Source organism: Listeria sp. MAN/IMW/UF464, from assembly GCF_058683955.1.
The window spans coordinates 1161503-1186838 of sequence record NZ_JBZWZP010000001.1 but is presented as its reverse complement, the minus strand read 5'-3'; the positions used below and the strand labels follow the sequence as shown (position 1 = coordinate 1186838).

Here is a 25336-nt window from a genome sequence, read left to right as displayed (position 1 = left end):
AAGCCGGTTTGCGAAACTAAACCAAGTAACTCCAGTAAAAAAGAGCCATTCTGTTCGCGAACAGAATGGCTCTTTTTTTATTTATACATACTTTCTATTACTGGTTTTAGCTTATCGATTACAAGTCCGCTACCGCCGCGACCTTTGACGTTTTCAATCATTCCTACCATGAGATAATTGGGATTGTCGGCATCGAAGGCATAAACAAAGCCATTTTCAAGGCCATCTTCGCCTTGTTTTTCTTTTAGTTCGGCTGTACCGGTTTTGGCTGCGATATTGTGACCTTGAATTTGTAGGGCGTGCGCTGTGCCGGCTGGGTCAGAAACAGTTTTGACTAAAGCTGCTTTGACTTGGTTAGCAGATGCGGCTTCGGTTGCTTGTGTTTCCTTGCCAGCTTTTTCTTTTGTATCTAGTTTTGGATAAGGCATTTTTCCGTCGTTGGCAATGGCCGAGTAAGCAATCGCTTGTTGAATTGGCGACATCAGTAATTCGCCTTGTCCGTAAGATGTGTCAGCTAGTAAAATTTCCGAGTTCAGTCCATCATTTGAAATTTGTGCTGGTTTCATTGTGAAAGGTAAGTTATATTCTTTATCAAAATCGAATTTTTTCAAGCCAGCTGTTAGTTTATCTTTACCGATTTCAAGTCCTTCTTGGGCGAAATAAATGTTATCAGAGTGCACAAGTGCGTCCGTCATATTTACTTTTGGAACATCATGGACACGAGTAACAAAGTATTTGCCCCATGAAGCATCTTTTTGCCACTGTAATCCAGAAATTTCACGGACTTTGTCGGGTTTGGTAATTCCAGTATCCAGCCCAATCGTTGCAGTAATCGTTTTAAAAGTAGATCCCGGTGCGTATCGATTCGCGTATCTTGCTAAGAAAGGAAGGCGTTTATCGTCATTATATTTTGCGTAATCTTCGGAAGTAATTCCTAGCACCATTTGATTTGCATCATAAGAAGGTGTGCTCACTAATGCTAATAGTTCGCCGTTTGTTGGGTTAATCATTGTCACGGCGCCAGTTTCAGAGCCAAGACTATCAAATGCTTTCTTCTGAACATCAGCATCAATAGTTAGTTTAATTTCTTCGCCGTCTTTTTTATCGATTTTTTGTAAAGTGTCTTCTTGTTTGGTTTGATCATTGATGATTTTAATTGCGCCACCATTTTTACCGCGCAATTGTTTGTCATAGTAACGTTCTAAGCCACTTTTTCCAATGACATCGCCAACGCTGAGTTTTGGATTTTTTTCAATGTCTTCAGCACTAACTTCACCGACATAGCCAATCAAATGCGAGGTTGCTTCATTTAATGGATACGTCCGCATTTCTTTTTGAGCGTAAGTAAGACCTGTTGCTTCGGGAAGTTTATCTTTATTTAAAGTAACTAGTGGCACAAAACTATCTGCTTGAACCCATTTTTGCTCGAGTTGCTTGTTAATATAATCTGTCGAAACATCTAGCTTTTTGCTAATATCAGTTATGTTTTTAACTTTTTCATCGCCTTCACCAAGCTTTGAAGGAACAACTCCAGCTTCGGCAAATTGTCCTGTAGTTGCAAGCGGTTTTCCATTTCTGTCAACGATTTGACCACGTTCTGCATCATCTTCTGTCATTCGAACTTTATCTGTTTTCACCATCCCTGGGAAAATGAGTGCCGGTTTCCAGTCGATTTTCCAGTCGTCATCTTGCTTGGAAATAGTCGTTTTGTATTTTTGCGTAGCGAGTTTTCCAAGGCTTGTCCGCATTTCTAGTTCATATGTTAAGTTGAATTTGTTTTCTTTGTCATCATAGACTGACTTTAAATTTTTGACTTTAATATCTTTTGCACCAATTCCATCGTAAACGGCTTGATACTTTTCTTCCATTTCTTTCTTTGTGAACTCTACTTTTTTCAGAGATTCACTTGAAACGCTATTTCCTAGTTTATCGTACTTTTCTTTAGCGATATTTGATGTAAAAGTTTCTGCGGCTGCTAAAGCGTTTTTTTCATCTTTATGTTGATTTTGGATGAAAAAATAAATGGCAATACCTGCGAGGACGACAACAGCAACAATACTTCCAATGATAATTGCTTTCTTGTTGTTACCTTTTTTCCCATTTAAATTAGCCATAATACACCCCTTAATTCATGTTTTATTCAATTAATTATACCAAACACTTCTAAAAAAGTTGAAAAAATTAAAGAAAACTTTAGATTTGCCCGACATATTTTTTTCTAATTCATGTCATAATTTGTTCTTATTTGCTTGGTAAAGTAGTGGTAACGAAAGGATGATGTTGGATGGAAGAGATGGAACAACCAGAAAAGAAAGTCATTATTCGTGGGAAAGGCATCCACAATAAATGGAAGTGGAGCACGATTATTGTTAGTATTCTTTCTGTCATAATTATTAGTGTTTTAAGTTATCAGCTGTATTCAGTTAGTCAAAATACCCCGGAAAATAATAATGGAACGATGCAAGGCCCTGGAGGAAATGGTGCGCCGAGTGGAACGCCGCCATCTGGTGAGCCAGGTCAGGCGCCTTCAGACGATAGTTCGGATTCTGGCACAAGTGATAGTACTAATAGTGACAGCACACTTTAGAATAAGCTAGAAGCCCTCTAAAATCATGTTTTTAGAGGGCTTATTCCAATCTTTAAAAAATCTTATGGAATTATCGCTCTCTTTTTTTGTCATTTTATTGTAATATGGAGGTAAGTTACAATAAATGAGGTGTGAAAAATGGCAAGACATGCACAAAAAAGAAAGGCACGTAAAGGTAGAATTTTTGGTACGATTCTTGTAGCCCTATTAATTTTAGTTGGTGTAGTTGCAGTTATAGGTTATTTTCAATATCAATCGAGCTTAAAAGAAGCGCAAAATGATAGTAAATTAAAAGAATACAAATTTAACGGTGCAAAAGCAGTTGGCGATGAGATTAATGTTTTACTTATCGGTAGTGACTCTCGTGGTGAAGACCAAGGGCGTTCAGACAGCTTGATGATTGCTCATTATAATACGAAAACAAATACGCCAAAACTAGTATCAATCATGCGTGATACTTATGTAGATATTCCAGGTCATGGCAAAAATAAAATCAACGCAGCATATTCATACGGTGGTCCAGAACTGGTCCGCCAAACGATTAAAGAAAATTTTGGTGTAGATGTGCAGTATTATGTAGTAGCAAATTTCGAAGGTTTCCCTAAGATTGTTGATACAGTAGCACCAGAAGGCATCAAGATCAATGCAGAAAAAGATATGTCGAAAAATATTGATGCAAACATTAAAAAAGGCGAACAAGTAATGGATGGTAAAACATTATTACAATATGCTCGTTTCCGTAAAGATGCTGAAGGAGACTTCGGTCGAATTCGCCGTCAACAGCAGGTTTTAGAAGCGCTGAAAGAACAAGCTATTGATGTTGGAGATGTTACTAAAATTCCAGATGTCATCGGAAAATTACAAGGTTATTCTTCTACCAATATCCCGACTGGCACATTAATGTCAATTGGCGCAGATTTCCTACTAGGAAAAACAGAAACAATGGAAAAATTCGCGATTCCTGTAGAAGGAAAATGGCACAATGAAAGAATTGACGGTGCAGGAGCAGTTCTTCGTTTAGACGATATGGCTGCCAACGCGAAAGCATTACAAGATTTTCTTAAATAAAGCAAAACACGGAAATCCATTCTTCGGATTTCCGTGTTTTTTTTAGATGAAAATAAGCATTAACTTTCGTAGATTGAGACTATATCATAAATTCTACGCTTCATTTTTTCACGAACATGTAATGGCTCTAAACATTCGCATTTATCGCCAAAACTCAAGAGAATATCATAGTGATACTCGTTTTCTATAAAAGGAAAACTGACAATGTAATGCTCCTCACCATCGGGATAAAAATTTTCATAAGAGCAATAATCAAGCACTCTATCGATAATGGATTGATGAATACGAATTTTAATTTCTATCTGCATAATTGCTACAATATCTTCCATTTCTAACTGTGGCTTTTGAAAATCTCGCAGTGTAAAAGTGTCCTCAAGTATTTGCAGACCAGACATACGAGATAACCTGAATAAACGAAAATCATTCCTATTTTGGCAATACCCATACAAATACCAGTGGCTGCTTTTCATTACAAGCTGATATGGTTCAACTATTCTTACGGTCTTATTTCCTTGGTGAGCTATATATTCAAAGGTTAGTAACTTGTTTTCCTGCAAAGCCACTTTGATAATTTCTACATGTGGTTGTATGTTGTTATTTCCCGTCCACTGGCTTAAATCTATATAAATTTGGTTCGCTTTTAGCTCGATTTCTTTTGCTCGATCAGCTGGGATAAAACTTTTTATTTTTGCAAGAGCATTTATCAGTTCATCTCCGCATACCATGTTAGAAAGACTTGAAAGGCCCATAAGAATAGCGGAAAGGTCTGCTGTTGAAAAAACCTTGCTATCCATCTTGTAGTCAGGCATAATTTCAAACCCGCCACCTACGCCCGGAGTTGAACGAATAGGTACACCAGCCAAGTCAATCGCGTCTATGTCACGATAAATTGTACGAAGTGAAACTTCAAATCTATCAGCTAACTCTTGTGCGCTAATACGTTCTTTATCAAGGAGAATTAAAACAATGCTCATAAGCCTATCAACTTTCATATAATAGCCACCTTTCAAAATTACTATATATTGTTGCCATAATGGTGTCAACAATCGGGAGCTATACTGAAAAGTAAGGAAAGGAGATTAACATAGTAATCATTGATATAAAAAATTAATAGAAAATGGAGGAAATATATGTTTACAATTTATGTTTACGTTCTTGATACTCTAGCAGATTGGGAGATAGGCTATGTAAATTCGGAGCTCAATTCTCGTCGTTTTTTTAAAAAAGACGCAAATCGCGTATCGCTCAAAACAGTTAGTTATTCGAAAGAGCCTATTAAAACAATGGGTGGGATGACGATAGTGCCTGATTGTGTAATTGATGACATTGTTATGAGTGAAACAAGTGTATTGTTATTGCCAGGAGCTGACACATGGAACAAGCTAGAGCATAAAGCAATTATCAAAAAAGCAAGTGAGCTTCTCGCTTTAAATGCTACGGTAGCTGCAATTTGTGGAGCTACAGTTGCACTTGCGAATCATGGATTATTGGATAATCGTCCACATACAAGTAATGGAGCAGGATTTTTAGAAATGTTCTCTTCTAGTTATAAAGGGGAAAGTTCGTATATAAATGAGCTTTCTGTAGGGGATAACAATCTGATTACAGCGAGTTCTGCTGGAGCCTTGTTATGGGCTAAGCAAATTATTGCGCATTTGGACGTTTTTGAGTCAAACACACTTGAGTCTTGGTATGCCTATTTCAATACTGGTGACCCCAAACACTTCTATGCGCTCATGGAAAGTTTGCCAGGTAACAATGATCACTAATTAAGTGGAGCGGCTAATCTACAATATTAAAGCAGATTGGTCGCTTGCTGTTTGGCTAACTTTAGATGAAAAATTGTCACAAAGTACAGGCAGAGAATTGACAGGCTGGTTTTAAATTTCTTTTTTCGCTTCACATAGCTTATAATGAATACATATTTTAAAAAGGGGTGAGGCGCTTCATGAAAGACAAAACGAAAAAACGGAAATGGAACTGGGCACAGATTCTTGCAATTTTTGTATTAATAACGCTCGTGATTTCTATGGTTTATGCAATAGTTAACTTAATTACAGCACCATCTGGCAATGTACCAGAAGGACAGCAAACAAAAGGCGATTACTCACTTATGCTTATGCAGTGTGTTCTTGGCGTGGTAGTTCTATTTCTACCATCAATTATTAGTAAAAAAATGAAATTCGTCATTCCGAATGCGATGTATATTGTATTCATCGTTTTCTTATATTGCGCGATTTATCTTGGAGAAGTTCGTAGTTTCTATTATTTGATTCCTAACTGGGATACGATTTTACATACATTTAGTGGGGCTATGCTTGGTGGGCTTGGCTTTTCGATTGTAAGTTTACTGAATAACGATGAACGGATTACGCTTTCTATGAGCCCGGTTTTTGTGGCATTATTTGCTTGTAGTTTTGCTGTATTTTTAGGCGTTTTCTGGGAGTTCTATGAATTTGCAGCAGATAGCTTTGGAATGAACATGCAAAAAACGATGCTAGAAGATGGTACAATGCTACAAGGTCATGCAGCAGTTGCAGACACAATGGGCGATCTGTTCGTAGATTTCCTCGGCGCATTTGTCATCTCGGTTGTCGGTTATTTCTCCATTCGTAAAAATAAAAAATGGATGAAGAACTTCGAATTTAAAAAAGTAGAAGAAGACGCGAAATAAAAAACTGCCAGCAAAGTGAGAAATCATTTTGTTGGCAGTTTTTTTATATTATTTTACTTTCTCTATCAATAAACATCATCATAAAGGCAATAAACTGTATAAATGCACAAACGAGAATAGCATATTGTGCGAAAAGCTGAATAAAGAAATTCCCTACGACAGCACCAATGATAAAACTAAGAATAACGGTAAAATATAGCAAGCTGTTACGCAGATATTGTTTTTCCTTGTACTCGAAATAATCGCATAAATTTTGCGTAGCGCTCCGCAAATTTCCTATACACATCGTCGTCGCAATCCCTCTACCATGCATTTTTCGGAAACTTTCTACTTGAATACCACAAACAAAAGATATGAGCGAATTGGCAATTAGATTATGATCAAGTGGAATAAACGCAACAGCGACTAAAATAACAACCTCTATCATTACGGAAAGCTGTCTCCAGTGTAAACGTCTAATATCACGTCGATGAATTACTTCTGATAAAGCAATCCCGACCGTAAAAGAGACAACCGGCCAAAAATACTGAATTGCGATAGCCCAGTGCCCCTCTGAAAGATTAATTCCGAATAAAAGTATATTCCCTGTCTGTGCATTTGCGAATACTTGTCCTCTTTCAATATAAGAGTAAGCATCCATAAATCCGCCTGCTAGAGCTAACAAGAGTCCTAGCCCTATTGATTCTGAAATTTGCCTTGAGCGTACCATAACTTTTCATCCTTTTTTCTTATTTATTAAGCAATTGCGCGCGAATCGTACTAATTAAGTGATTTACTTGCTCGATATTTTGCAACATTTTCTTTTCAAAATGGTGAATTGGCAGGAATACGCCAAGTTCATCTGCATTATCCGCAGTTTCTTGTCCGTAAAAAATCCTGCTTGATGGAATGATTTCTTGAATTTTTAAGAACGTTTCCCAAATATCAGCATAAACTTGAGCTTCTGTCATTCCAAGCTTAAGCGTGCTAGGAAGAGAATATAAAACAAGTATCCCACGTTTCTTATTTATTGTTTTGGTCGATATAGTAAAATCAGGCTCATAGGAATGAACAATATCCTCATCGTCTACTAAATAAATTGCAGTTTCCGAACTAGAAAGCTCCGAATGAAAAATTTCTTGAAACTTTTCGAATTCGCGGTTAGAAACTTCTTCCTTACTCGCGGTCAAAGTGCCTTGTTGATCTGTTAAAAACAAAGGAGAATGGCTGGTTTTTCCAGTCAGCTTTTTAGGAATTAGAAAAGCCTGTCTAAGAAGTTCGAATAAAGTCCTTCCGCAAATACCTAACAATAGCGCACTTACATCACTTTGTTGGTAGGCGGATAAAATAATTTTAGCAAAAAGCGAATCCTCTTTTTCAAAACCACGCGTTTCTTGGTAGCTCTCTAAATTATCTAGAAATACATCTTTAAAACGTCTACACGCTGTTGGATTAGCTAAAATCTGCGCAAATAATTTAGTTGTATTTTCTTCTTTAGGAAAAATAGTTGTCATTTTTTTGCTCTCCTTTGTTTTTTATAGTACACCAAATCAACTAATTTAAAAGCAATTCGAATATATTATCTCATATTTACCAAGAAATAATAAAAAATTCATAGAAACAAGCCCATAATAATTCATGGGCTCGTTTCATTATTTATCGTGTTTGTTTAAAAGCGCAATAATTCTCTCAGTAAGCTCGATTTCATTTGGCTTCATTCCTTTTTCCGCGTCATTATTACTATAAACCTGAGCCTCATAAATTTTTGTTAGCTCGGTAAAGTCGGCGGTTTTCAGCTCATTATCAACACGTATTGCAAAGTGGCGTAACGTTTCACTTGGCTCGCGAACATAACCATAAACTGCAAGAGATTTCATTAATTTATGATATGTTTTACTGAATTCAGGTGCTTTTGATAGTGATCGAAGTAATAAGTAACTACGAATTCTGCGTCTAAATAGAACGACGAGAACAAGTAAAACAGCAACTAAGCCAGTAGGAATCCACCAGAACCATGAAGGTAGTTTGAAGCTTGAAGTTGAGTCGGTTTTTGGTTGTTCTTGTTTTGGCGTTTCCCCAGTAGAGCTACTTCCGGCTTCTTGCTCAGGTGTTTTATCTGGTTTAGCTGGTGTTTCTGGAGTACTCGTGCTGTCATTTGGTGTTTCTGGTTTATTGGCAGTTTCGGTAGTTGGCTCTTGGAAGTCTTCCGGATTTGTAAAGGTAGCTGTTGGCTCAAATGGAACCCATCCAGTACCAGGGAAAAACACTTCTGGCCAAGAATGTGCATCGTTATTTGTAATGGTATACGTTGATTTAGAGTCGTTTCCTTTTTTCTCGCCTTCACCTGGAGTATACCCTTTCGCCCATCTTGCTGGGATACCAAGCGAACGAAGCATTACCACCATGGAAGTAGAAAAATTATCGCAATAGCCAATTTGGGTTTCAAATAAAAATTGGTCGACATAATCAGCACCATTTGGCGTTTCTTTCGCATCCTCAGTACTATAAGTAAATGTGCCAGAAGCGCTTAAGTAGCTTTCGATGGCCTTTGCTTTATCGTAAATTGAATCAGCATCTTTAGTTACTTTATTGGCGAGTTTTGTAACTCGGTCAGGCAGTTCTTTTGGCATTTGCGTATATTTTGAAACAAATGCGCTGGATAAAGTGCTGAAATCAGCTTTTTGCATTTTTTCGATGTCGTAAACAGGTGATTTCATTTGAACCGTGTAATTTTTGATTGTATCTACAGGATTAATTTTTTCAGTCGTTAAATTGGCGCTAAATGAATCAACCGCACTATTAACTGTTTGGGTTCCATATGGATATGGAATGTAATCACTTGAAGAAGCAAAACTGATTTCGGCTGTTTTGGTATCTCCAGTTGTTTGTTCTGTAAGTTGGATAGGGAAGTCATCACCAGAAGAGAAAGACGTTATGTCTGCTGATTTTTCGTTTGCCCAACCAGTTCCAGTATAAACACGTTTAGACTCAACGCGCCAATAGTGCCCTTTTTCCGTACGAGCGGTAAATACGGTAGCATTATCTTTTTGGAGTGCGCCACCAAGCGTTGTATCGTCTTCGCTGTAACCGACTGTGCGAGTAGTATTGATTCCAAGCGCATTTTTAATCGTCGGTACTGGATCAGGGAAAATGGGCGCTTTTTTAGGTAGTATTAGCGAACTAAAAACAAATACTGCAAGCAATAGGACTACAAAGACATGATAAAATAGGCCATTTCGTTTGAGTGAATCCGCGCTAATTCGATTTGGAGACGCAATTCGGCTCGAAAGCGCAAGATGTAGCAATAAAAATCCTTCTAAAACAGTTCGAACAATTGCCCAATTACTATTATAATCTGTAAAAGTATTAATAACTGCCAAATAACTGACCGTTAAAACTAACACACTCATAATCCGTTGTTTTCGCAAAATACTATAAGTTGTAATATAGCTAAGCAGCCACAAAGCAATTAAAAAGACGATTAAAATAAAGTTCATGGCAATATCCGATGAACGGAATTGAACCATATCTCTAAAACCATTAAATGTGATTTGGAAAAAAGAACTAAACCAATTCATGGAAAAAATACTATCTTTAGCATAATAAATTCCCGAAACCACGAAAATCATGATTAAATGAAGGGGAATCGTCCAATAATATTTCAAACGAAGGAAAAAACTACCGAGTGAAATAGTTATAAATAAAATAATCCAATTTGGAGTAGATAGTTCTGTTAGCTCAGAAAATGGGTAAATCCACTCTGAAATTAGCAAAACAGATAAGATAAATAGCAATACGAGAGATAAATATCTTTTCATCGATTTTCACGCTCCCATCTGCTTTCGAGGCTAGCGGGCTCAAGGTAAATCGCTGGAATATCAATAGCTTTAGCATGTTCTGATTGAAAAGTAATAATCTGTAATTGCTTATTATCCGTTAACCGTATTACTTTTTGCATTAACATCGTATCTATACATGGTGTGAAAAGAAGAATTTTTTCTCCAGCATGTAGATTGCTATCAAGTGATTCTTGGAGCGACAAACTATCGACAGGCGCAATTTCAGCAAATGCTGTCGAAATGTCTTGAAGTCGATTTGTGCCTTTTGAAGGAGCGAATTTACTTATTTGATCGCCTAAAAGTGTAACTCGAATTTCTCCATTATCTTCGGAGATTTTGCGAATAAACGAGTAGGCCGCCCGAAGTGATAATTCAAAATTCGGATGGCTCGCTCCGTAAAAAATAACCGACAAACGCGATGTCGCACTATTTTCAAATTCTCGAGTCATTAGTTGGTTGCTTTTAGCAGAAGATTTCCAGTCAATAAGGGAAATCCGGTCACCAGAAGAAAATTCGCGCAAACTGTGCAAATTGCTGTTTTTCTTAAGCGTCCAGTAAGCGGCATTGCGTTCATTTTCTGGAGAAGATTCACTGATTTTTTCTAGTACGTCCGGAAAATAGGTTGGATAAATAGTGAGCGTTTTTTCGGAAGATAGTTGGCGCGAACGCTCTAATAAGCCAAAAGCATCGCTAGTTTCTACATCAACAGGTGGAAATGAATGAATCCCACGAACACCTACAAATCCAGCCAATGTGACCGTGAAATGCTTTTTAAAAAGCGGATAAACCACTTGTTGGCGGGCGCTCACATTGCCAAAACTAGCGGGTATTTTTTGTTGGAATAGCAAATAACCCACCGGATAACGCGATTTTCGAGTGAATGATACTTGCATATCAATTAAATCGCCATCATGATAGGTATTTTTAACAAAACTCCGATTCACTTTCCACGCTTTTAGTGGATAAATCGAGGATAAAAACAAAAATAACAAGATAAAACTGAAAAAGTAGGTTAAAAACCAGCTAGCTGTATCACCTTGAAATAACGTATAAGCCCAAAGTCCAGCGTAAATAATTAGCATAATAATCCACCGAGATGCTAATAAGAGACGTTTTTTTAACATCTTGTTACCTCTTCTCTACCGGGACTGACGTGTTTTTCAGAATGGAAGCAATAATGGATTCGGCTGTTTCTTCATTATAATAAGCTTCAGACTTCAAAATGAGACGGTGGGTGAAAATATAAGGCGCTAAATACTGAATGTCATCAGGAATAACGTAGTCTCTGCCTTCAATAAGTGCAAAAGCTTGAGCTGCTTGCATAAATGCGAGCGAGCCACGTGGACTAATCCCTAGCGCAACAGACGGATGTTTACGGCTCGCATCTACTAAGCGAATAATATAATTTTTTAAAACATCATCAATAAAGACTTGTTTTGCTTTATTTTTTAGCGTTACTAATTCTTCTAAGGTTACTACTTGTTTCGTTTGATCAAGTGGGTCTTGGTATTGTTTTAAAGTAAGTAGTTGCATTTCTTCTTCCACAGTCGGATAACCAATGTTGATTTTAAGTAAAAAACGGTCTAATTGGGCTTCTGGCAGTGCATAAGTGCCTTCATACTCAATCGGATTTTGTGTCGCCATAACGAAAAAAGGGTCAGCAAGTTTGCGCGTAATACCGTCAACTGTCACGCTGCTTTCCGCCATACCTTCAAGTAAAGCTGCTTGAGTGCGCGGTGCTGTTCGGTTAATTTCATCGGCCAGCACAATATTACCCATGACTGGACCTGGACGGAACTCAAATTCACGTGTTTCTGGGTTGAAAATCGAAACTCCAGTTACATCTGCCGGTAATAAATCTGGTGTAAATTGAATTCGTTTAAAGGAAACCCCAATTGTTTTTGCTAATGTACGGACCATCATTGTTTTACCAACACCAGGAACATCTTCTAGTAATACATGACCTCCCGCAAGTAGGGCAGTTAAGCTTAATTTAACAACATGTCGTTTACCGACGATAACTTTTTCAACTTCATTAATAATCTCATTTATTTTAATGGATGGCTCTGTAGACATAATTTGCCTCCGTTTCTTTTCATGTGTTTTTAGTCAGAATATGTTTATTCATGGTTTAATGCTACTATAATCAACCTGGAATGTAAAAGATTTAAGGTGGCATGGACTTTTCTAAGGAGATTGTTTACACTTAGAATAACTGGAGGTGGCGAACTTTGAGCGTAAAATTAGCAGATTTAATGAAACTACCATCTTTAAAAGAAGCGAAAGTAGTATCTGGGAAATCAGGATTATCTAAGCTTGTTTCGTCTATTTCTGTTTTAGAATATACAGAGGTAGCTCTTTTAGAAGATGATTTATTTGATAATGATGAATTTTATGGCAGTGAAATAGTTGTATCGGCTTTTGTGAATATTCGGGATGACGTCGAGGCGCAGTGTCGCACGATTGAACGATTACATAAGGTCGGAGAAGTTGCTTTAATACTTTACTATGTTGGAATATTTGTCCCGAAAATTGACCAAAAGCTAGTGGATTTTGCAAATGAACTCGATTTTACCATTATTGTTATGCCAGAAAATGAGATGTCGCTTAGGTATAGTGAAGTTATCTATGAAGTAGTTGAGGCCATTGTGAAACAGGAAATGACAGACACTAATTTTGTAACCGAGTCACTAGAACAAATTTCAAGCGTAAGACCACCGCAACGAAACATTGATACGACACTGAAAATCCTGTCTGATAGAACGCATGTCTCGCTTGTTTTAACGGACAATTCCTTCCAAGTCATTAATTCCATCACTTGGCCACGGACCCGTCACTGGGATTTTGAAAGAGTAATTGAAGCATCAAAACATATAAACGAGCACGAACTTGTCCAGCTGACCCTAGACGAACGAGATTTTTATACAGCTAAAAGACCGATTTTTCAAGATGGTATGCAGGCAATGCACTTATTTATGATGAAAGAAAAAGGAGCATTAACTATCGACGTAGCTATGCAAATTAGCGAGGTTGTCCAAGTATTTATGAATTTATGGGGCAAAAATTATGTCGAAATTAGTACAACCGAACTAATGAAGGCTATTTTGAATGATGAAAGTGTCAAGATGCGCCGACTTGGAAAAATTCTAAATGTTGATGTTTCTTCTATTAAATGGATGTGGCTTGTAAAACCTGAAGCTGTTCGTGACAACGAACTCGTATTAAAGGAACTGAAAAGCTATGTTTCTAGTCATTTCAATGTTTCGCTGATTGATTTATTTGAAGATAATATCGTCGTCCTTCTAGATAATTCCGTTGCGCAACGAGACCGGACGCATACGGCTCAAGCATTTGCTGAAATGATGAAGGAAATCGGGATAGCTTTAAAAATCACCGTCTGCCAAGGTATGGAACAAACATCAGATGTCCAAAACGCTTATTCACTAGTAAATGAATATAAAAATGCAGCGAATGCAATTTATGCTAATAAGTCGATATATTCGCTCCAAGAATTCGATTTTGCAGCGAAATGCGTCGAAATAGTCGGTCGAGGGGAACTCGCAATTGCGGAACAAATGAAACCTTTAAAACCTTTGGAAGACAATGCTGAGTTGATTGAGACGCTTTCGGTATTTTTACTAGAAGGGGAATCGAATTATAACCAAGCAGCAGACATACTATTTCTCCACAAAAATACGATTAAATACCGAATTCAGCGGATAAATGAGTTATTGCAATATCCAGCAACGAAAATTCCCGAGTCTTATAACCTTTATTTAGCAGTAGCAATTCGGCGTTTACTTGGCGAAACAAACAATAATAAATGAAAACAGCGCGGTTTTTGTCCAAAATGACAAAGATTGCGCTGTTTTTTTTCAATTCTGATAAATACAAATGCCAGCTAGTTCTTATATAATTAGTCATTAATACAACTATTTCAAGAAAAGGGGCGAAACAAAATGACAGAGAAGAAAACAGTAGAGCAAACACAATCCTGGCAGAGTTTGGCATTTGTATGGACCGGCGCAATGATATGCGTTCCGAGTCTTCTTGTAGGAGGAACACTTATTTCAGGCATGCCTTTATGGGAAGCCATTTTAATAGCACTTTTAGGATACGGCGTTATTGTCTTATTTATGATATATCAAGGAATGCAAAGTAGTGACTTAGGGATTCCAGCAGTTAGCGTAGCCTCACAGGTTTTTGGGGAACAAGGATCTAAGAAAATTATTTCAATTCTACTGGCGATTGCTTGTCTTGGTTGGTTTGGAATTCAAGCCAATGTTTGTGGGGCCGCATTTTCACAGTTTTTAGGAATTTATGGTATTAATCTTCCGGTTCCGATTTCTTCCTTGATTTGGGGAGTTATCATGTTACTTTCAGCTATTTATGGTATTCGAATTTTGAGTATTTTAAATTATGTTGCAGTTCCGATTTTACTTTTCGTATGTATTTATGGGTTAATAGTTTCTTTAAACAATGGCGGAATTGCGGTTGTGGAAAATTACAAACCAGCAAGTAGTATGTCGTTTATGACGGGTCTTGCTATTACAATTGGCTCGTTTGCTTTAGGGGCAGTTATTGCGGGGGATTATTCGCAGTATACAAAATCACGTAAAGACGTTGTAAAAGCAGCTATTGTTGGGATTTTGCCATCAGGTGTCCTAATGATTGCGGTAGGCGCGGTTCTTGCTTTAACAGCAGGTACAGCAGATATTTCTGTCGTATTTACTAATCTAGGGTTACCAGTTCTTGGAATTATCGGCTTGATCCTTGCCGCTTGGACTACCAATGCAGTAAATGCTTTCTCAGGCGGGATTGCAATCATCAATGTATTTAATATCTCAGAAAAATATCATAAAGTAGCAGTTGCGATTGCTGGTGGACTGGGAACTATTCTAGCAGTTATCGGAATCTTGAACCACTTTGTTCCAATTATGTCCGTACTTTCTGCAATGGTACCACCCGTTGCAGGAGTTATGATTGCATCTTACTGGATTGTTCAAAAAGGTGATAAATCCAAATGGGCACCAGTATCAGGCGTAAACTGGCTTGGCGTAAGTTCTTGGTTAGTTGGTGCAGTAATCGCGGGAATTCCAGTTATTTTGACATTTTTCCCGACGCTACCACAATTACCAAACCAACCACTTATCGGCATTATCTTGTCACTAGCTGTTTACTTAGTTGGGGCAAAAGTGCTGAGCGGGAAAACGAACAATGTAGAAAACTTGGAGGGAAAATAAATGCGTTATTTAGATGAACAAGCTATTGAAAATATCGCGATTGGTGCCGCGTTTCTTGGCACTGGTGGCGGCGGAGATCCATATATTGGCAAGATGATGGCATTAACTGCAATTAAAAAACATGGACCAATTAAACTTTTATCTCCAGAAGAAATTGCAGACGATGATTATTTCATTCCAGCTGCGATGATGGGGGCGCCGTCTGTACTCATTGAAAAATTTCCTAAAGGCGACGAGTTCGTTCGTGTATTTGAAAAATTAGGTAGATATGTAGGCAAAGAAGTAAAAGGAACATTCCCAATGGAAGCTGGTGGAGTAAACTCAATGATTCCAATCGTTGTGGCAGCTCAACTAGGTTTGCCAATGGTAGACTGTGACGGCATGGGCCGGGCTTTTCCAGAACTACAAATGGTGACGTTCCATCTAGACGGGATTTCCGCAACACCAATGGCTATCACCGATGAAAAAGGCAATATTGGCATCATGGAAACGATTGATAATAAATGGACCGAACGACTTGCACGTGTGACAACGGTCGAAATGGGCGCGAGTTCTCTTGTGAGCCTGTACCCGTGTAATGGCGCGCAAATCAAGCAAAGCAGTATTAAAAATATCGTGACGCTATCTGAAGAAATTGGTAAAGTAATTCGCGAAACTTCGATGGACGAAGCAGAAAAACTACAAAAACTATTAGATGTAACGCACGGTTATCATTTATTCGAAGGGAAAATTACCGATGTTGTTCGGGAAACGCGCGCAGGCTTCAACTTTGGTCGCGTGAAAATTGACGGATTAAACAAAGACACTGATAGCGAAGTCATTGTTCATTTCCAAAACGAAAATCTTGTCGCGGAGAAAAACGGCGAACCGATAGCAATTACACCAGATTTAATTTGCATGGTAGACCTTGAAACGCTGATGCCGGTAACGACGGAAGCGCTCAAATACGGAAAACGTGTCCGCGTGATGGCACTGCCAGCTGATGATGCTTGGAGAACGGACAAAGGTATCGAAACAGTTGGACCGCGCTATTTCGGCTACGATGTTGATTTTGAACCACTAGAAGAACTTGTAAAAAAGGAGGAACGCCGTCATGTATAAAATTGGAATTGACGTTGGCGGTACAAACACCGATGCCGTTATTTTAGATGAAAATCAAAAACTTATTCATAGTGTAAAAATGCCAACGAGTGAAGATATTGAAACAGGAATTACTGAGTCACTTCATCGCGTATTGAGCGAAACGGGCATTGATCGCTCGAAAGTAACGCACGCCATGCTAGGAACAACGCAGTGTACGAACGCGATTGTGGAACGTAAAAAATTAGCAAAAGTTGGCGTTCTTCGTTTAGGCTATCCTGCAACAGCATCCGTTTTACCATATACAGCTTGGCCGGAAGATATGGTTGGCTTTTTATCTGGAAAATATAAATTAACTGGTGGCGGCTACGAATACGATGGTCAGGTGTTATCAGAAATCAACGAAGCAGAAATCCGTGAAACCTTAGCTAGTTGGAAAGGTGAAGTGGAATCCGTCGCAGTTGTTGGCGTCTTTTCTTCCTTGAAAAACGATCAGGAATTAGCTGTTCAAAAAATAATTGAAGAAGAACTAGGCGCAGATATTCCAGTTTCGATTTCCTCTTCCGTAGGTTCTGTTGGACTGATTGAACGCGAAAACGCGACGATTTTAAACGCAGCCCTTTTCAAAGTTATCGCGGCAACGAGTGATGGTTTTGAAAAAGCATTAGAACAAGAAGGAATTGAGCACGCTGAAATCTATCTTTGTCAAAACGACGGAACTTTAATGTCGCTAAACTATGCAAGACAATTCCCGATTTTGACGATTGCCTGTGGACCAACGAACAGTATCCGCGGCGCATCCTACTTGGCGGGACTTAAAGACGCGATGGTTCTCGATGTTGGTGGCACGACTTCTGATATTGGAGTGCTGACGGATGGTTTCCCTAGGGAATCCTCGCTTGCGGTTGATGTTGGCGGAGTGCGTACGAACTTTAGAATGCCAGATATTATTTCCATCGGGCTTGGTGGAGGAAGTATCGTTCGCGAAAAAGATGGCGATATAACAATCGGACCAGATAGCGTTGGCTACCGTATTTCCGAAGAAGCACTAGTTTTTGGCGGTAAAACGATGACCACTACCGACATCGCGGTTCGTCTAGGAATGGCTGAAATCGGTAACCCTGAATTAGTCGCACATATCCCGACCGATTTTGCCGAAAAAGCCTATAAAAAAATCGCTGACATGACTGAAGATGCGATTGATAAAATGAAAACAAGTTCAGGGAGTGTAAGCCTAGTTCTTGTTGGCGGTGGTAGCGTTATTATTCCAGACGAAATCTCTGGTGTCGCACAAATTTTCCGCGACAAAAACGGCCCAGTCGCCAACGCAATCGGCGCATCCATTTCCCAAATTAGCGGACAATATGAACAAATTTACATCTATTCTCAAATCGAGCGGGAAGAAGCGCTCAAAGATGCCGAGCAAAAAGCAAGAGAACAAGCAACCCTTGCCGGCGCAGTGACTGACTCGATTGAAGTGGTGGAAGTGGAAGAAATCCCATTGGCGTATCATCCGGGCAATGCGACCAGATTGCGCGTGAAAGTTGTGGGGAATTTGGTTTAGGGGAAGGAAATAGTGAGTATTGCTCATTTCAGGCTGGAGATAAAGTGAGAAATTACTTTATTTCCAGTCTGTTTTTTAATGTAATCCCATGTGTATAAACATGTATTTTATACACATGGGATTTTAGTTCTGTTTGAAATAGATTATTTATTTGAACGATTTAATGACTTATTTTATTTTTCAATGTAAAAAATTATGTATATTGACACAATTTGTGTTATTTTGAACATGTATTCAAATAAATCAATTCTTAATGTATTGATTTTAGCCTAAAATAGGTCGTTCATGACAAGAATCGGACATTTCATTACATTTTTGGTTATGCATTCATTTTCTATGCTATGGTTTTAGTAGGAAAAACTATTTTGGTGCAGGAAATAGGCCTGTTGTGCAAGTATTTCCATCCTTAGTTACTGTGTACGATTTACCAAACTATTTTTCAAAAGCATATATGCCCCAACAAGTGAAATACTTTAAATAAATCTCATGTCTTAGGAAGTGTAACTAAATGAAAAAGTAAAAAAAATGGTGGATAACGATAGGTATCATATTCCTACTTAGTGTTATTGGATACGTTTATTGGTTTGCAATTCCCAAACATACGGCGAATAAAGCAGTGGATAATTATCTAGCAGAACAAAAAATCAAATCCAATCAAATTGAAACTAGGGTGATAAAGAAAGATTGGAAAATGGGCGGTTATCTTACAAAAATAGTTTTTAAAGATGATTCAAAACTAAAGTATGAATATAGTTATGATGAAAGGATAGACTTACCTTACCATATTTATGTCAGTGCTTTTAAAGATGGCTCAAGTCAAGAGGACAATCAAATGAAGCATCCACCACTACAAGAACAAAATAATTAAAACAAAAACACAAGCATATCAAGTAAGCAGCACTACTACTGCTTACTTTTTTGTATCACTTTGATGTAAGCTCCACGTTCACTCTTCATCTTCGCCTCTCGATTCATTTCACATACTTTTTCCGAAAGCTCATCAGCCGGAATAAGCCGCCCATCCACCAAAACAGACGGATTAATCAAACGCATTTTCTTCTTATGATGATAAGTAAAGTCCGCCTCATTTTCTTCCAAATGGGGACTCGCGAGCAACTGAATTTTCTCCCGAGCATCTGAATTCGCATTCAATTTAGCTAACAATTCAGCATCAGTCAACCGAAGATCCGCGGTTGTAATCGTCTCCTGCTGAAACGCAATGCGCATTGCTTCAGCCACAATCTCATAACTATAAACATTCAGCGGATCATAAAAATAATCAATTACTTCCGAATAATATTGCTCAACAAACCATTCTGCAAGAGCGATATTTGCCAAATAAAGTCGCCCATCAATCATTACTAAAGCCTGCAAAAATTCTTCCACCTCAGCCAAACTAATTTTCCCATGGCGATACAAATCTTGAAGCGTGTAATCAATCCGGTCAGCACAAAGCTCCGGGGCTTCTTGCTCCAAAATCTTCCACTTCGAAATATCATCAAAAATCCCTTCAAAAGAATAACCATACTTCTCTAAAATGGCGGGAATCGTCGAAGTTTTTACAAAATCCTCAAATATCTGCTCATGATAATCTTCTTCTTTAAAATCAAGCGCATAATCCACCACATGCGAAAAAGCAGTGTGCGATACGTCGTGCAATAATCCAGCAATTTGCTCCTCCAAAGAACCACCGAATTTCCTAATAAATAGCATCACACCAATCGAATGATCAAGCCGGCTAAGGTCCCAAAGCGGATTTACTAAATAACTCGAGCCACCTTGATGCACATGTGCTAGCCTAGAAACCAATGGACTTTGGATTAGTTCAGCCAAAACAGGTTCTATTTCAAATGTTCCGTAGAGTGGGTCTGTCATTTTCATCATATTCACCTCTTTTTTTCAATTATATATTAGCGAACAAATGTTTTCCATGTTTTCCCTAGCAATTCCAACCCCACCTGAGATACAATTAACCCAAACAAACGAAACGGGGCGGATGCCATGGCGGAATCACTCATTACTAAAAAAGCGATTGCTGGTGGGCTGATGGAGCTTTGTCAGCATAAGCGGTTTGAAAAGATTAGTATTGCGGATATTACGAATATTTGTGGGCTCAATCGGCAAACTTTTTACTATCATTTTACAGATAAATACGATTTGCTTACTTGGACGTATGAAAATGACTTTTTCCATTGTTTGGCAGACGGGATTACGCTTGAAAATTGGGATAAGCATGTGCTGAAAATGCTGGAATCGATTAAAGAAAATGCTGATTTCTATAAAAACACGGTTTCGGCGGATGCGAGTATCCTTTCTTTTTGCTTTTCTAAATTAACGAATTCGCTGTTTATGGATTTATTTGAGAAAATTGATACGAATGGAGCCGTGAACGAGGCAGATCGGGTATTTTATGCGGAATTCTTTTCTTACGGATGCTCAGGAGTACTGATTAAATGGATTACGCGCGGTTTTAAAGAGGCTCCGGAAACGATTGCGAACCAGCTATTTCGACTTGCAAAGGATACGGAATTTTTGGCAAATAGCATGTACCGCGAAAACTAGACAATATGGCGAATTTGTCTAAAAACCAGACATAAGCGTTCTTTTGCCCAGATTAAAAGCAAACAAGGCGAGGTATACTATCTGTATCAAGAAATTGGAGGAGATAGTGATGAAAAATAAAAAACGTACGCTAGTTGCTCTAACTGGGGCTGCAATTGGAACAGGTATTGCCGCAAAGAAAATTTCTGAACAAAAGGCCGCTGAAAAAGAACGGGCAGTGGATGAAACAATTAAAGCGCGCTATTACGGCGACAAACAAGTGTATTTCGTCGGTGGCGGGATTGCTAGTTTGGCGGGGGCTGTTTATTTAATTCGTGATGCCAATTTTGATGGGAAAAATATTCATATTATTGAAGGTATGCATATTTTAGGCGGAAGTAATGATGGAGCCGGAAGTGTGGAACATGGCTTTGTTTGTCGCGGTGGTCGGATGCTGAATGAAGAAACTTATGAAAATTTCTGGGATTTATTTAGTAGTATTCCGTCGCTTGATATGCCGAACTTTAGTGTGACTGAAGAGATTTTGAATTTTGACCATTTACATCCAACCCATGCGCAAGCGAGATTAGTTGATAAAGATCGCAATATCCTCGATGCGCATTCGATGGGATTTAATAATAATGACCGGATGTCGATGACGAAACTGCTCGCTACTCCGGAAGAAAAACTCGATAATTTAACGATACGTGATTGGTTTGACGAACACTTTTTCGAAACGAATTTTTGGTATATGTGGCAAACCACTTTTGCTTTCCAAAAATGGAGCAGTTTGTTTGAATTTAGACGTTATATGAATCGGATGATGTTAGAATTTAGTCGTATTGATACGCTAGAAGGTGTAACGAGAACGCCTCTAAACCAATACGAAAGCTTGATTTTACCGTTAAAAACATTTTTAGATAAACACCATGTTGATTTTACGATTAATCAAACGGTAGAAGATATTGATTTTAAAGATGCTCCTGGAATTACAGCGACAGCACTTCATTTATCGGATGGATCCACTATCGAACTTGGACCGGACGATGATGTGATTATGACGAATGCTTGTATGACAGATAGCGCGACTCTTGGTGATATGAATACACCAGCGCCAAAACCTGAAGAAAAACCAATTTCTGGGGAGCTTTGGTACAAAGTCGCTCAAAAGAAACCAAATTTAGGCAATCCAGAGCCATTCTTCGGTCATGAAGAAGAAACAAACTGGCAAAGTTTTACCGTCACTTGTCATGGCGATAAATTATTAAAACGCATTGAACGCTTCACAGGGAACATTCCAGGAAGTGGTGCGCTCATGACTTTCAAAGATTCTAATTGGTTAATGAGTACCGTTGTTGCCGCACAACCTCATTTTAAAGCGCAAGATGCAAACACTACGATTTTCTGGGGTTACGGATTATATCCAGACCGCGTGGGGGATTTCGTGAAAAAACCAATGAAAGAATGTACTGGGGAAGAAATTTTATATGAATTAATGTGTCATTTGAACTGGCAAGACGATTTTGAAGAAATTAAAGCGGATATTATCAATGTAATTCCGTGCTACATGCCATATATAGATGCGCAATTTGAACCACGGGCAATGAGTGATCGTCCGGCCGTTGTTCCAGAAGGTAGTACAAACTTTGCGATGATTAGCCAATTTGTGGAAATTCCAAAAGATATGGTTTTCACCGAAGAATATTCCGTTCGCGCTGCTAGAATCGCCGTGTACACGTTGCTTGATATTGACAAAAAAATCTGCCCAGTAACACCACACAATCGTGATCCAAAAGTGCTAGCGAAAGCAACCCAAACCATGTTTAGATAAAGTTGAAAAGTAGCTATTTGTTACAGAATAGCTACTTTTTTTGTGCGAGACAGGACAAACGACTGATATTTACGAAATAGCATTGCTTGTGAACCATAAAACAGCTATAATCTTTATAGACGAAAACAAGACCTGAAAAGAGGCTGAACAATGGAAAAGAGCTCCATTTACGGATTAACATGGACAAAATTAACAGAATGGCTAGAGGCACACGGTCAAAAGAAATTCCGCGCGACACAAGTGTGGGACTGGCTTTATAGAAAACGTGTCAAAACTTTTGAAGAAATGAGTAACGTTCCAAAAGAAACAATTGAACTTTTAACAGCGAATTTTGTAATGAACACTTTAGAAGAACAAGTAGTACAAGAATCTACAGACGGCACGACGAAATATTTATTTAAGCTGAGTGACGGGAACTTAATTGAAACCGTAATGATGAAGCAAGAATATGGCTTGTCGGTTTGTGTAACGACCCAAGTTGGCTGTAATATCGGCTGTACTTTTTGTGCGAGTGGGCTTTTGAAAAAAAGTCGCGACTTAACTGCTGGTGAAATCGTGGAACAAATTATGAATGTACAGCATTATCTGGATGGACGTAATTTGGAAGAGCGCGTGAGTCACGTAGTTGTAATGGGAATCGGGGAGCCGTTTGATAATTACGATAATGTGATGGATTTCTTGCGTGTGATTAATCATGACAAAGGTCTAGCAATCGGCGCGCGCCATATCACTGTTTCAACAAGTGGTCTCGCACCGCGCATTATTGATTTCGCGAATGAAGATTTCCAAGTCAACTTAGCGATTTCCCTTCATGCGCCAAACAATGAACTGCGGACGAGCATTATGCGTATTAACAAAACCTATTCGATCGAGAAATTGATGGAAGCAATCCATTATTACGTGAACAAAACTAACCGCCGAATCACTTTTGAATATATTATGCTAAAAGGTGTAAATGACCACAAAAAAGAAGCGCTCGAACTTGCGGCACTTCTCGGCGAACATCGTCATTTAGCTTATGTTAATTTAATTCCCTACAACCCGGTGGACGAGCATATCGATTATGAACGTAGTACAAAAGAAGACGTACTTGCTTTCTATGATACACTGAAGAAAAATGGCATTAATTGCGTTATTCGCCGCGAACACGGGACGGATATTGATGCCGCGTGTGGGCAACTTCGTAGTAAGCAAATCAAACGAGTTGGCGTGCGCGAACGGATGAAACAAAAACAAGCAGCAGCGGAAGAATAATAATTCAAACTATCTGGTTTCCATTTGGAGATTGGATAGTTTTTGTTTATACTTAAGGTACCGAAAGCAATTGAAGGAGGACAAAAATCATGGAAGTAGAAATTGTCGAACGAAATGCTTTTACAGCTGTCGGAAAAAAACGAATTTTTTCGGTTGAAAATGATGCGCAAAAAGAAAAAATCAGCCAATTTTGGCAAGAAGCAAACGCAAATGGCGATGCTGAACGAATCAACGAATTAGCTGAATTCGCAACAATTGACGGTATTTTAGGCGTTTGCCAAATGAACGGCGACAAAATGGACTATTATATCGCGATTGAATCCGAACTCACTCCGCCAGAAGACATGGAAAAACTAACCATCCCAGCAAGCAAATGGGCCATCTTCAAATCAGTCGGCCCATTACCAAGCTCCATTCAAAAAGTGTGGGAATACATTTACGGCGAATGGTTCCACACAAGTAACTACAACCACGGAAATGCTCCAGAACTAGAAGTCTACACAGAAGGCGACACAACTGCTGTTGATTATTATTCCGAAGTTTGGATTCCGGTGGTTGAAAAAGAATAATCATTAACAAGAACAAATTTGTGGATACTCAAATTTGTTCTTTGTGCTATTTTTACATCATGATAAACAGAGGTGATTTAATGACAACAATTCCACTCTCAATCCCAATGACTATCTTATTTGTAGTTGTTTTTGAACTAGTATACTTAGGCTTTAAAAAATTCAATATTTCAAAATCTACTTTGGGTACCTACATGTTTGTAGCGTACTTGGCTATTTTAACAGAAGTAGTTTTATTGCCGTTTAATCTAACAGCTGCCGGAGAAACCTATCCATTAGAGGCTTACTTACAAATAATTCCCTTCCAAACCATACTATTTTATCTTAAAAACATCCCAAATCTACACCTAATGATCCAGTTTTTAGGTAATGTAGTCCTACTTGTTCCATTTGCTATTTATATTAATCGGTTTAAAAATATTTCTGTTTTAAAAAATATAGTTTTAGCTTTGGGAATTTCTTTAATTATCGAAATTAGTCAAGGAATCTTAAATTTAATCACACAATATCCGAATAATATTACTGATATAGATGATGTTATTTTAAACGTTTCAGGGTATGTACTCGCTTGGCTCATTTTTTCATCATTTAAATCGGATAATAACCGCCCTAAACCTGTTTCCTAAAATTGACATTGAGAATCATTATCAATATAATGGAAGGAACTAGCCTATTATACATACAATACAATTATCCAAGGGGGATTTAAGAATGATTATTGTAACTAATACGATTAAGGTAGAAAAAGGCGCAGCAGAGCACGTTATCCGTCAGTTCACAGGCGCAAATGGCGACGGACATCCAACAAAAGATATCGCAGAAGTAGAAGGTTTCCTAGGCTTTGAACTATGGCACAGCAAACCAGAAGACAAAGACTATGAAGAAGTAGTCGTAACAAGCAAATGGGAAAGCGAAGAAGCCCAACGCAATTGGGTGAAAAGCGATTCCTTCAAAAAAGCACACGGCAGAACAAAAGACACTAGAGAACAAAGAGAAGACCGCAAAGGCATCGTAGGAAATGCAATCGCTCGTTTTGAAGTGGTTCATGTGCAAAACCCTGTGATTGTTGAAAAATAAGAAGTGAGTGAACAAGCCGTTTCGAGGTAG

23 protein-coding genes are annotated in these 25336 nt (G+C 38.4%); 15 read left to right on the top strand and 8 right to left on the bottom strand.

Going from position 1 to position 25336, the window contains the following annotated elements:
• Positions 1 to 77 precede the first annotated feature (77 nt).
• Complete coding sequence (pbp4, locus tag AC4PG0_RS06010) at positions 78 to 2114, bottom strand: penicillin-binding protein PBP4(5) (protein ID WP_070752571.1); 2037 nt, start codon at positions 2112 to 2114, stop codon at positions 78 to 80.
• Positions 2115 to 2284: 170 nt separating this feature from the next.
• On the opposite strand from pbp4, the gene AC4PG0_RS06005 reads away from it, so the two are divergent.
• Positions 2285 to 2587, top strand: coding sequence for a hypothetical protein (locus AC4PG0_RS06005; protein WP_003760499.1), 303 nt, complete (start codon positions 2285 to 2287; stop codon positions 2585 to 2587).
• 138 nt (positions 2588 to 2725) lie between these two features.
• The gene (locus tag AC4PG0_RS06000; RefSeq protein ID WP_003770521.1) at positions 2726 to 3655 is read left to right on the top strand and encodes an LCP family protein; all 930 of its coding nucleotides are present in this window, start codon (positions 2726 to 2728) and stop codon (positions 3653 to 3655) included.
• A 59-nt stretch (positions 3656 to 3714) separates the two neighbouring features.
• Here AC4PG0_RS06000 and AC4PG0_RS05995 read toward each other — a convergent pair whose 3' ends face one another.
• On the bottom strand, positions 3715 to 4647 hold the full coding sequence (locus AC4PG0_RS05995; RefSeq protein WP_492167339.1) for a helix-turn-helix transcriptional regulator: 933 nt from the start codon (positions 4645 to 4647) through the stop codon (positions 3715 to 3717).
• 138 nt (positions 4648 to 4785) lie between these two features.
• Between AC4PG0_RS05995 and AC4PG0_RS05990 the strand changes: the two genes are divergently transcribed.
• Both AC4PG0_RS05990 and AC4PG0_RS05985 read left to right on the top strand, forming a co-directional pair.
• A complete protein-coding gene (locus AC4PG0_RS05990) occupies positions 4786 to 5424 on the top strand; it encodes a type 1 glutamine amidotransferase family protein (protein ID WP_492167340.1) in 639 nt (212 codons plus the stop codon).
• A gap of 179 nt (positions 5425 to 5603) precedes the next feature.
• Positions 5604 to 6329: a DUF2238 domain-containing protein gene (locus tag AC4PG0_RS05985; RefSeq protein WP_003760505.1), complete on the top strand. Its 726-nt coding sequence runs from the start codon at positions 5604 to 5606 to the stop codon at positions 6327 to 6329.
• Positions 6330 to 6372: 43 nt separating this feature from the next.
• Here the strand turns inward: AC4PG0_RS05985 and AC4PG0_RS05980 are convergent, their stop codons facing one another.
• From AC4PG0_RS05980 to AC4PG0_RS05960, 5 genes are all read right to left on the bottom strand, one after another.
• Positions 6373 to 7038, bottom strand: coding sequence for a YoaK family protein (locus AC4PG0_RS05980; protein ID WP_492167341.1), 666 nt, complete (start codon positions 7036 to 7038; stop codon positions 6373 to 6375).
• A 19-nt stretch (positions 7039 to 7057) separates the two neighbouring features.
• A complete protein-coding gene (locus AC4PG0_RS05975) occupies positions 7058 to 7822 on the bottom strand; it encodes a DUF4866 family protein (RefSeq protein WP_070753632.1) in 765 nt (254 codons plus the stop codon).
• A gap of 138 nt (positions 7823 to 7960) precedes the next feature.
• Positions 7961 to 10126, bottom strand: a complete 2166-nt coding sequence (locus AC4PG0_RS05970; protein WP_492167342.1) for a transglutaminase TgpA family protein — start codon at positions 10124 to 10126, stop codon at positions 7961 to 7963.
• Positions 10123 to 11271, bottom strand: coding sequence for a DUF58 domain-containing protein (locus tag AC4PG0_RS05965; protein WP_194316637.1), 1149 nt, complete (start codon positions 11269 to 11271; stop codon positions 10123 to 10125). The genes AC4PG0_RS05970 and AC4PG0_RS05965 overlap by 4 nt, the downstream gene beginning before the upstream one ends.
• A 4-nt stretch (positions 11272 to 11275) precedes the next feature.
• Complete coding sequence (locus tag AC4PG0_RS05960; RefSeq protein ID WP_003760516.1) at positions 11276 to 12223, bottom strand: AAA family ATPase; 948 nt, start codon at positions 12221 to 12223, stop codon at positions 11276 to 11278.
• Between the two features lie 155 nt (positions 12224 to 12378).
• Between AC4PG0_RS05960 and AC4PG0_RS05955 the strand changes: the two genes are divergently transcribed.
• From AC4PG0_RS05955 to AC4PG0_RS05935, 5 genes are all read left to right on the top strand, one after another.
• On the top strand, positions 12379 to 13974 hold the full coding sequence (locus AC4PG0_RS05955) for a PucR family transcriptional regulator (RefSeq protein ID WP_033837874.1): 1596 nt from the start codon (positions 12379 to 12381) through the stop codon (positions 13972 to 13974).
• A gap of 132 nt (positions 13975 to 14106) precedes the next feature.
• Positions 14107 to 15390: a cytosine permease gene (locus AC4PG0_RS05950; protein WP_003770537.1), complete on the top strand. Its 1284-nt coding sequence runs from the start codon at positions 14107 to 14109 to the stop codon at positions 15388 to 15390.
• On the top strand, positions 15391 to 16491 hold the full coding sequence (locus AC4PG0_RS05945) for an S-methyl thiohydantoin desulfurase family protein (protein ID WP_003728991.1): 1101 nt from the start codon (positions 15391 to 15393) through the stop codon (positions 16489 to 16491).
• A complete protein-coding gene (locus AC4PG0_RS05940; RefSeq protein WP_185590266.1) occupies positions 16484 to 18034 on the top strand; it encodes a hydantoinase/oxoprolinase N-terminal domain-containing protein in 1551 nt (516 codons plus the stop codon). The genes AC4PG0_RS05945 and AC4PG0_RS05940 overlap by 8 nt, the downstream gene beginning before the upstream one ends.
• Before the next feature lie 532 nt (positions 18035 to 18566).
• The gene (locus AC4PG0_RS05935) at positions 18567 to 18902 is read left to right on the top strand and encodes a DUF3139 domain-containing protein (RefSeq protein ID WP_492167504.1); all 336 of its coding nucleotides are present in this window, start codon (positions 18567 to 18569) and stop codon (positions 18900 to 18902) included.
• A gap of 35 nt (positions 18903 to 18937) precedes the next feature.
• Here AC4PG0_RS05935 and AC4PG0_RS05930 read toward each other — a convergent pair whose 3' ends face one another.
• A complete protein-coding gene (locus tag AC4PG0_RS05930) occupies positions 18938 to 19915 on the bottom strand; it encodes an HD domain-containing protein (RefSeq protein ID WP_492167505.1) in 978 nt (325 codons plus the stop codon).
• A gap of 120 nt (positions 19916 to 20035) precedes the next feature.
• On the opposite strand from AC4PG0_RS05930, the gene AC4PG0_RS05925 reads away from it, so the two are divergent.
• The 6 genes from AC4PG0_RS05925 (at position 20036) to isdG (ending at position 25306) form a co-directional block, all read left to right on the top strand.
• The gene (locus AC4PG0_RS05925; RefSeq protein ID WP_003735640.1) at positions 20036 to 20596 is read left to right on the top strand and encodes a TetR/AcrR family transcriptional regulator; all 561 of its coding nucleotides are present in this window, start codon (positions 20036 to 20038) and stop codon (positions 20594 to 20596) included.
• 109 nt (positions 20597 to 20705) lie between these two features.
• Entirely contained in the window at positions 20706 to 22406 is a 1701-nt protein-coding gene (locus AC4PG0_RS05920) for an oleate hydratase (protein ID WP_492167343.1), read from the top strand.
• Positions 22407 to 22556: 150 nt separating this feature from the next.
• Positions 22557 to 23660 carry a dual-specificity RNA methyltransferase RlmN gene (gene rlmN / locus AC4PG0_RS05915; RefSeq protein ID WP_003725208.1) on the top strand — a complete coding sequence of 368 codons (1104 nt, stop codon included), beginning with the start codon at positions 22557 to 22559 and terminating at the stop codon, positions 23658 to 23660.
• An 89-nt stretch (positions 23661 to 23749) separates the two neighbouring features.
• Entirely contained in the window at positions 23750 to 24229 is a 480-nt protein-coding gene (locus AC4PG0_RS05910; protein WP_492167344.1) for a GyrI-like domain-containing protein, read from the top strand.
• Between the two features lie 80 nt (positions 24230 to 24309).
• Complete coding sequence (locus AC4PG0_RS05905) at positions 24310 to 24855, top strand: VanZ family protein (RefSeq protein WP_010990443.1); 546 nt, start codon at positions 24310 to 24312, stop codon at positions 24853 to 24855.
• Positions 24856 to 24940: 85 nt separating this feature from the next.
• Positions 24941 to 25306 carry a heme oxygenase IsdG gene (isdG, locus tag AC4PG0_RS05900; protein ID WP_003721271.1) on the top strand — a complete coding sequence of 122 codons (366 nt, stop codon included), beginning with the start codon at positions 24941 to 24943 and terminating at the stop codon, positions 25304 to 25306.
• The last annotated feature ends 30 nt before the right edge of the window (positions 25307 to 25336 follow it).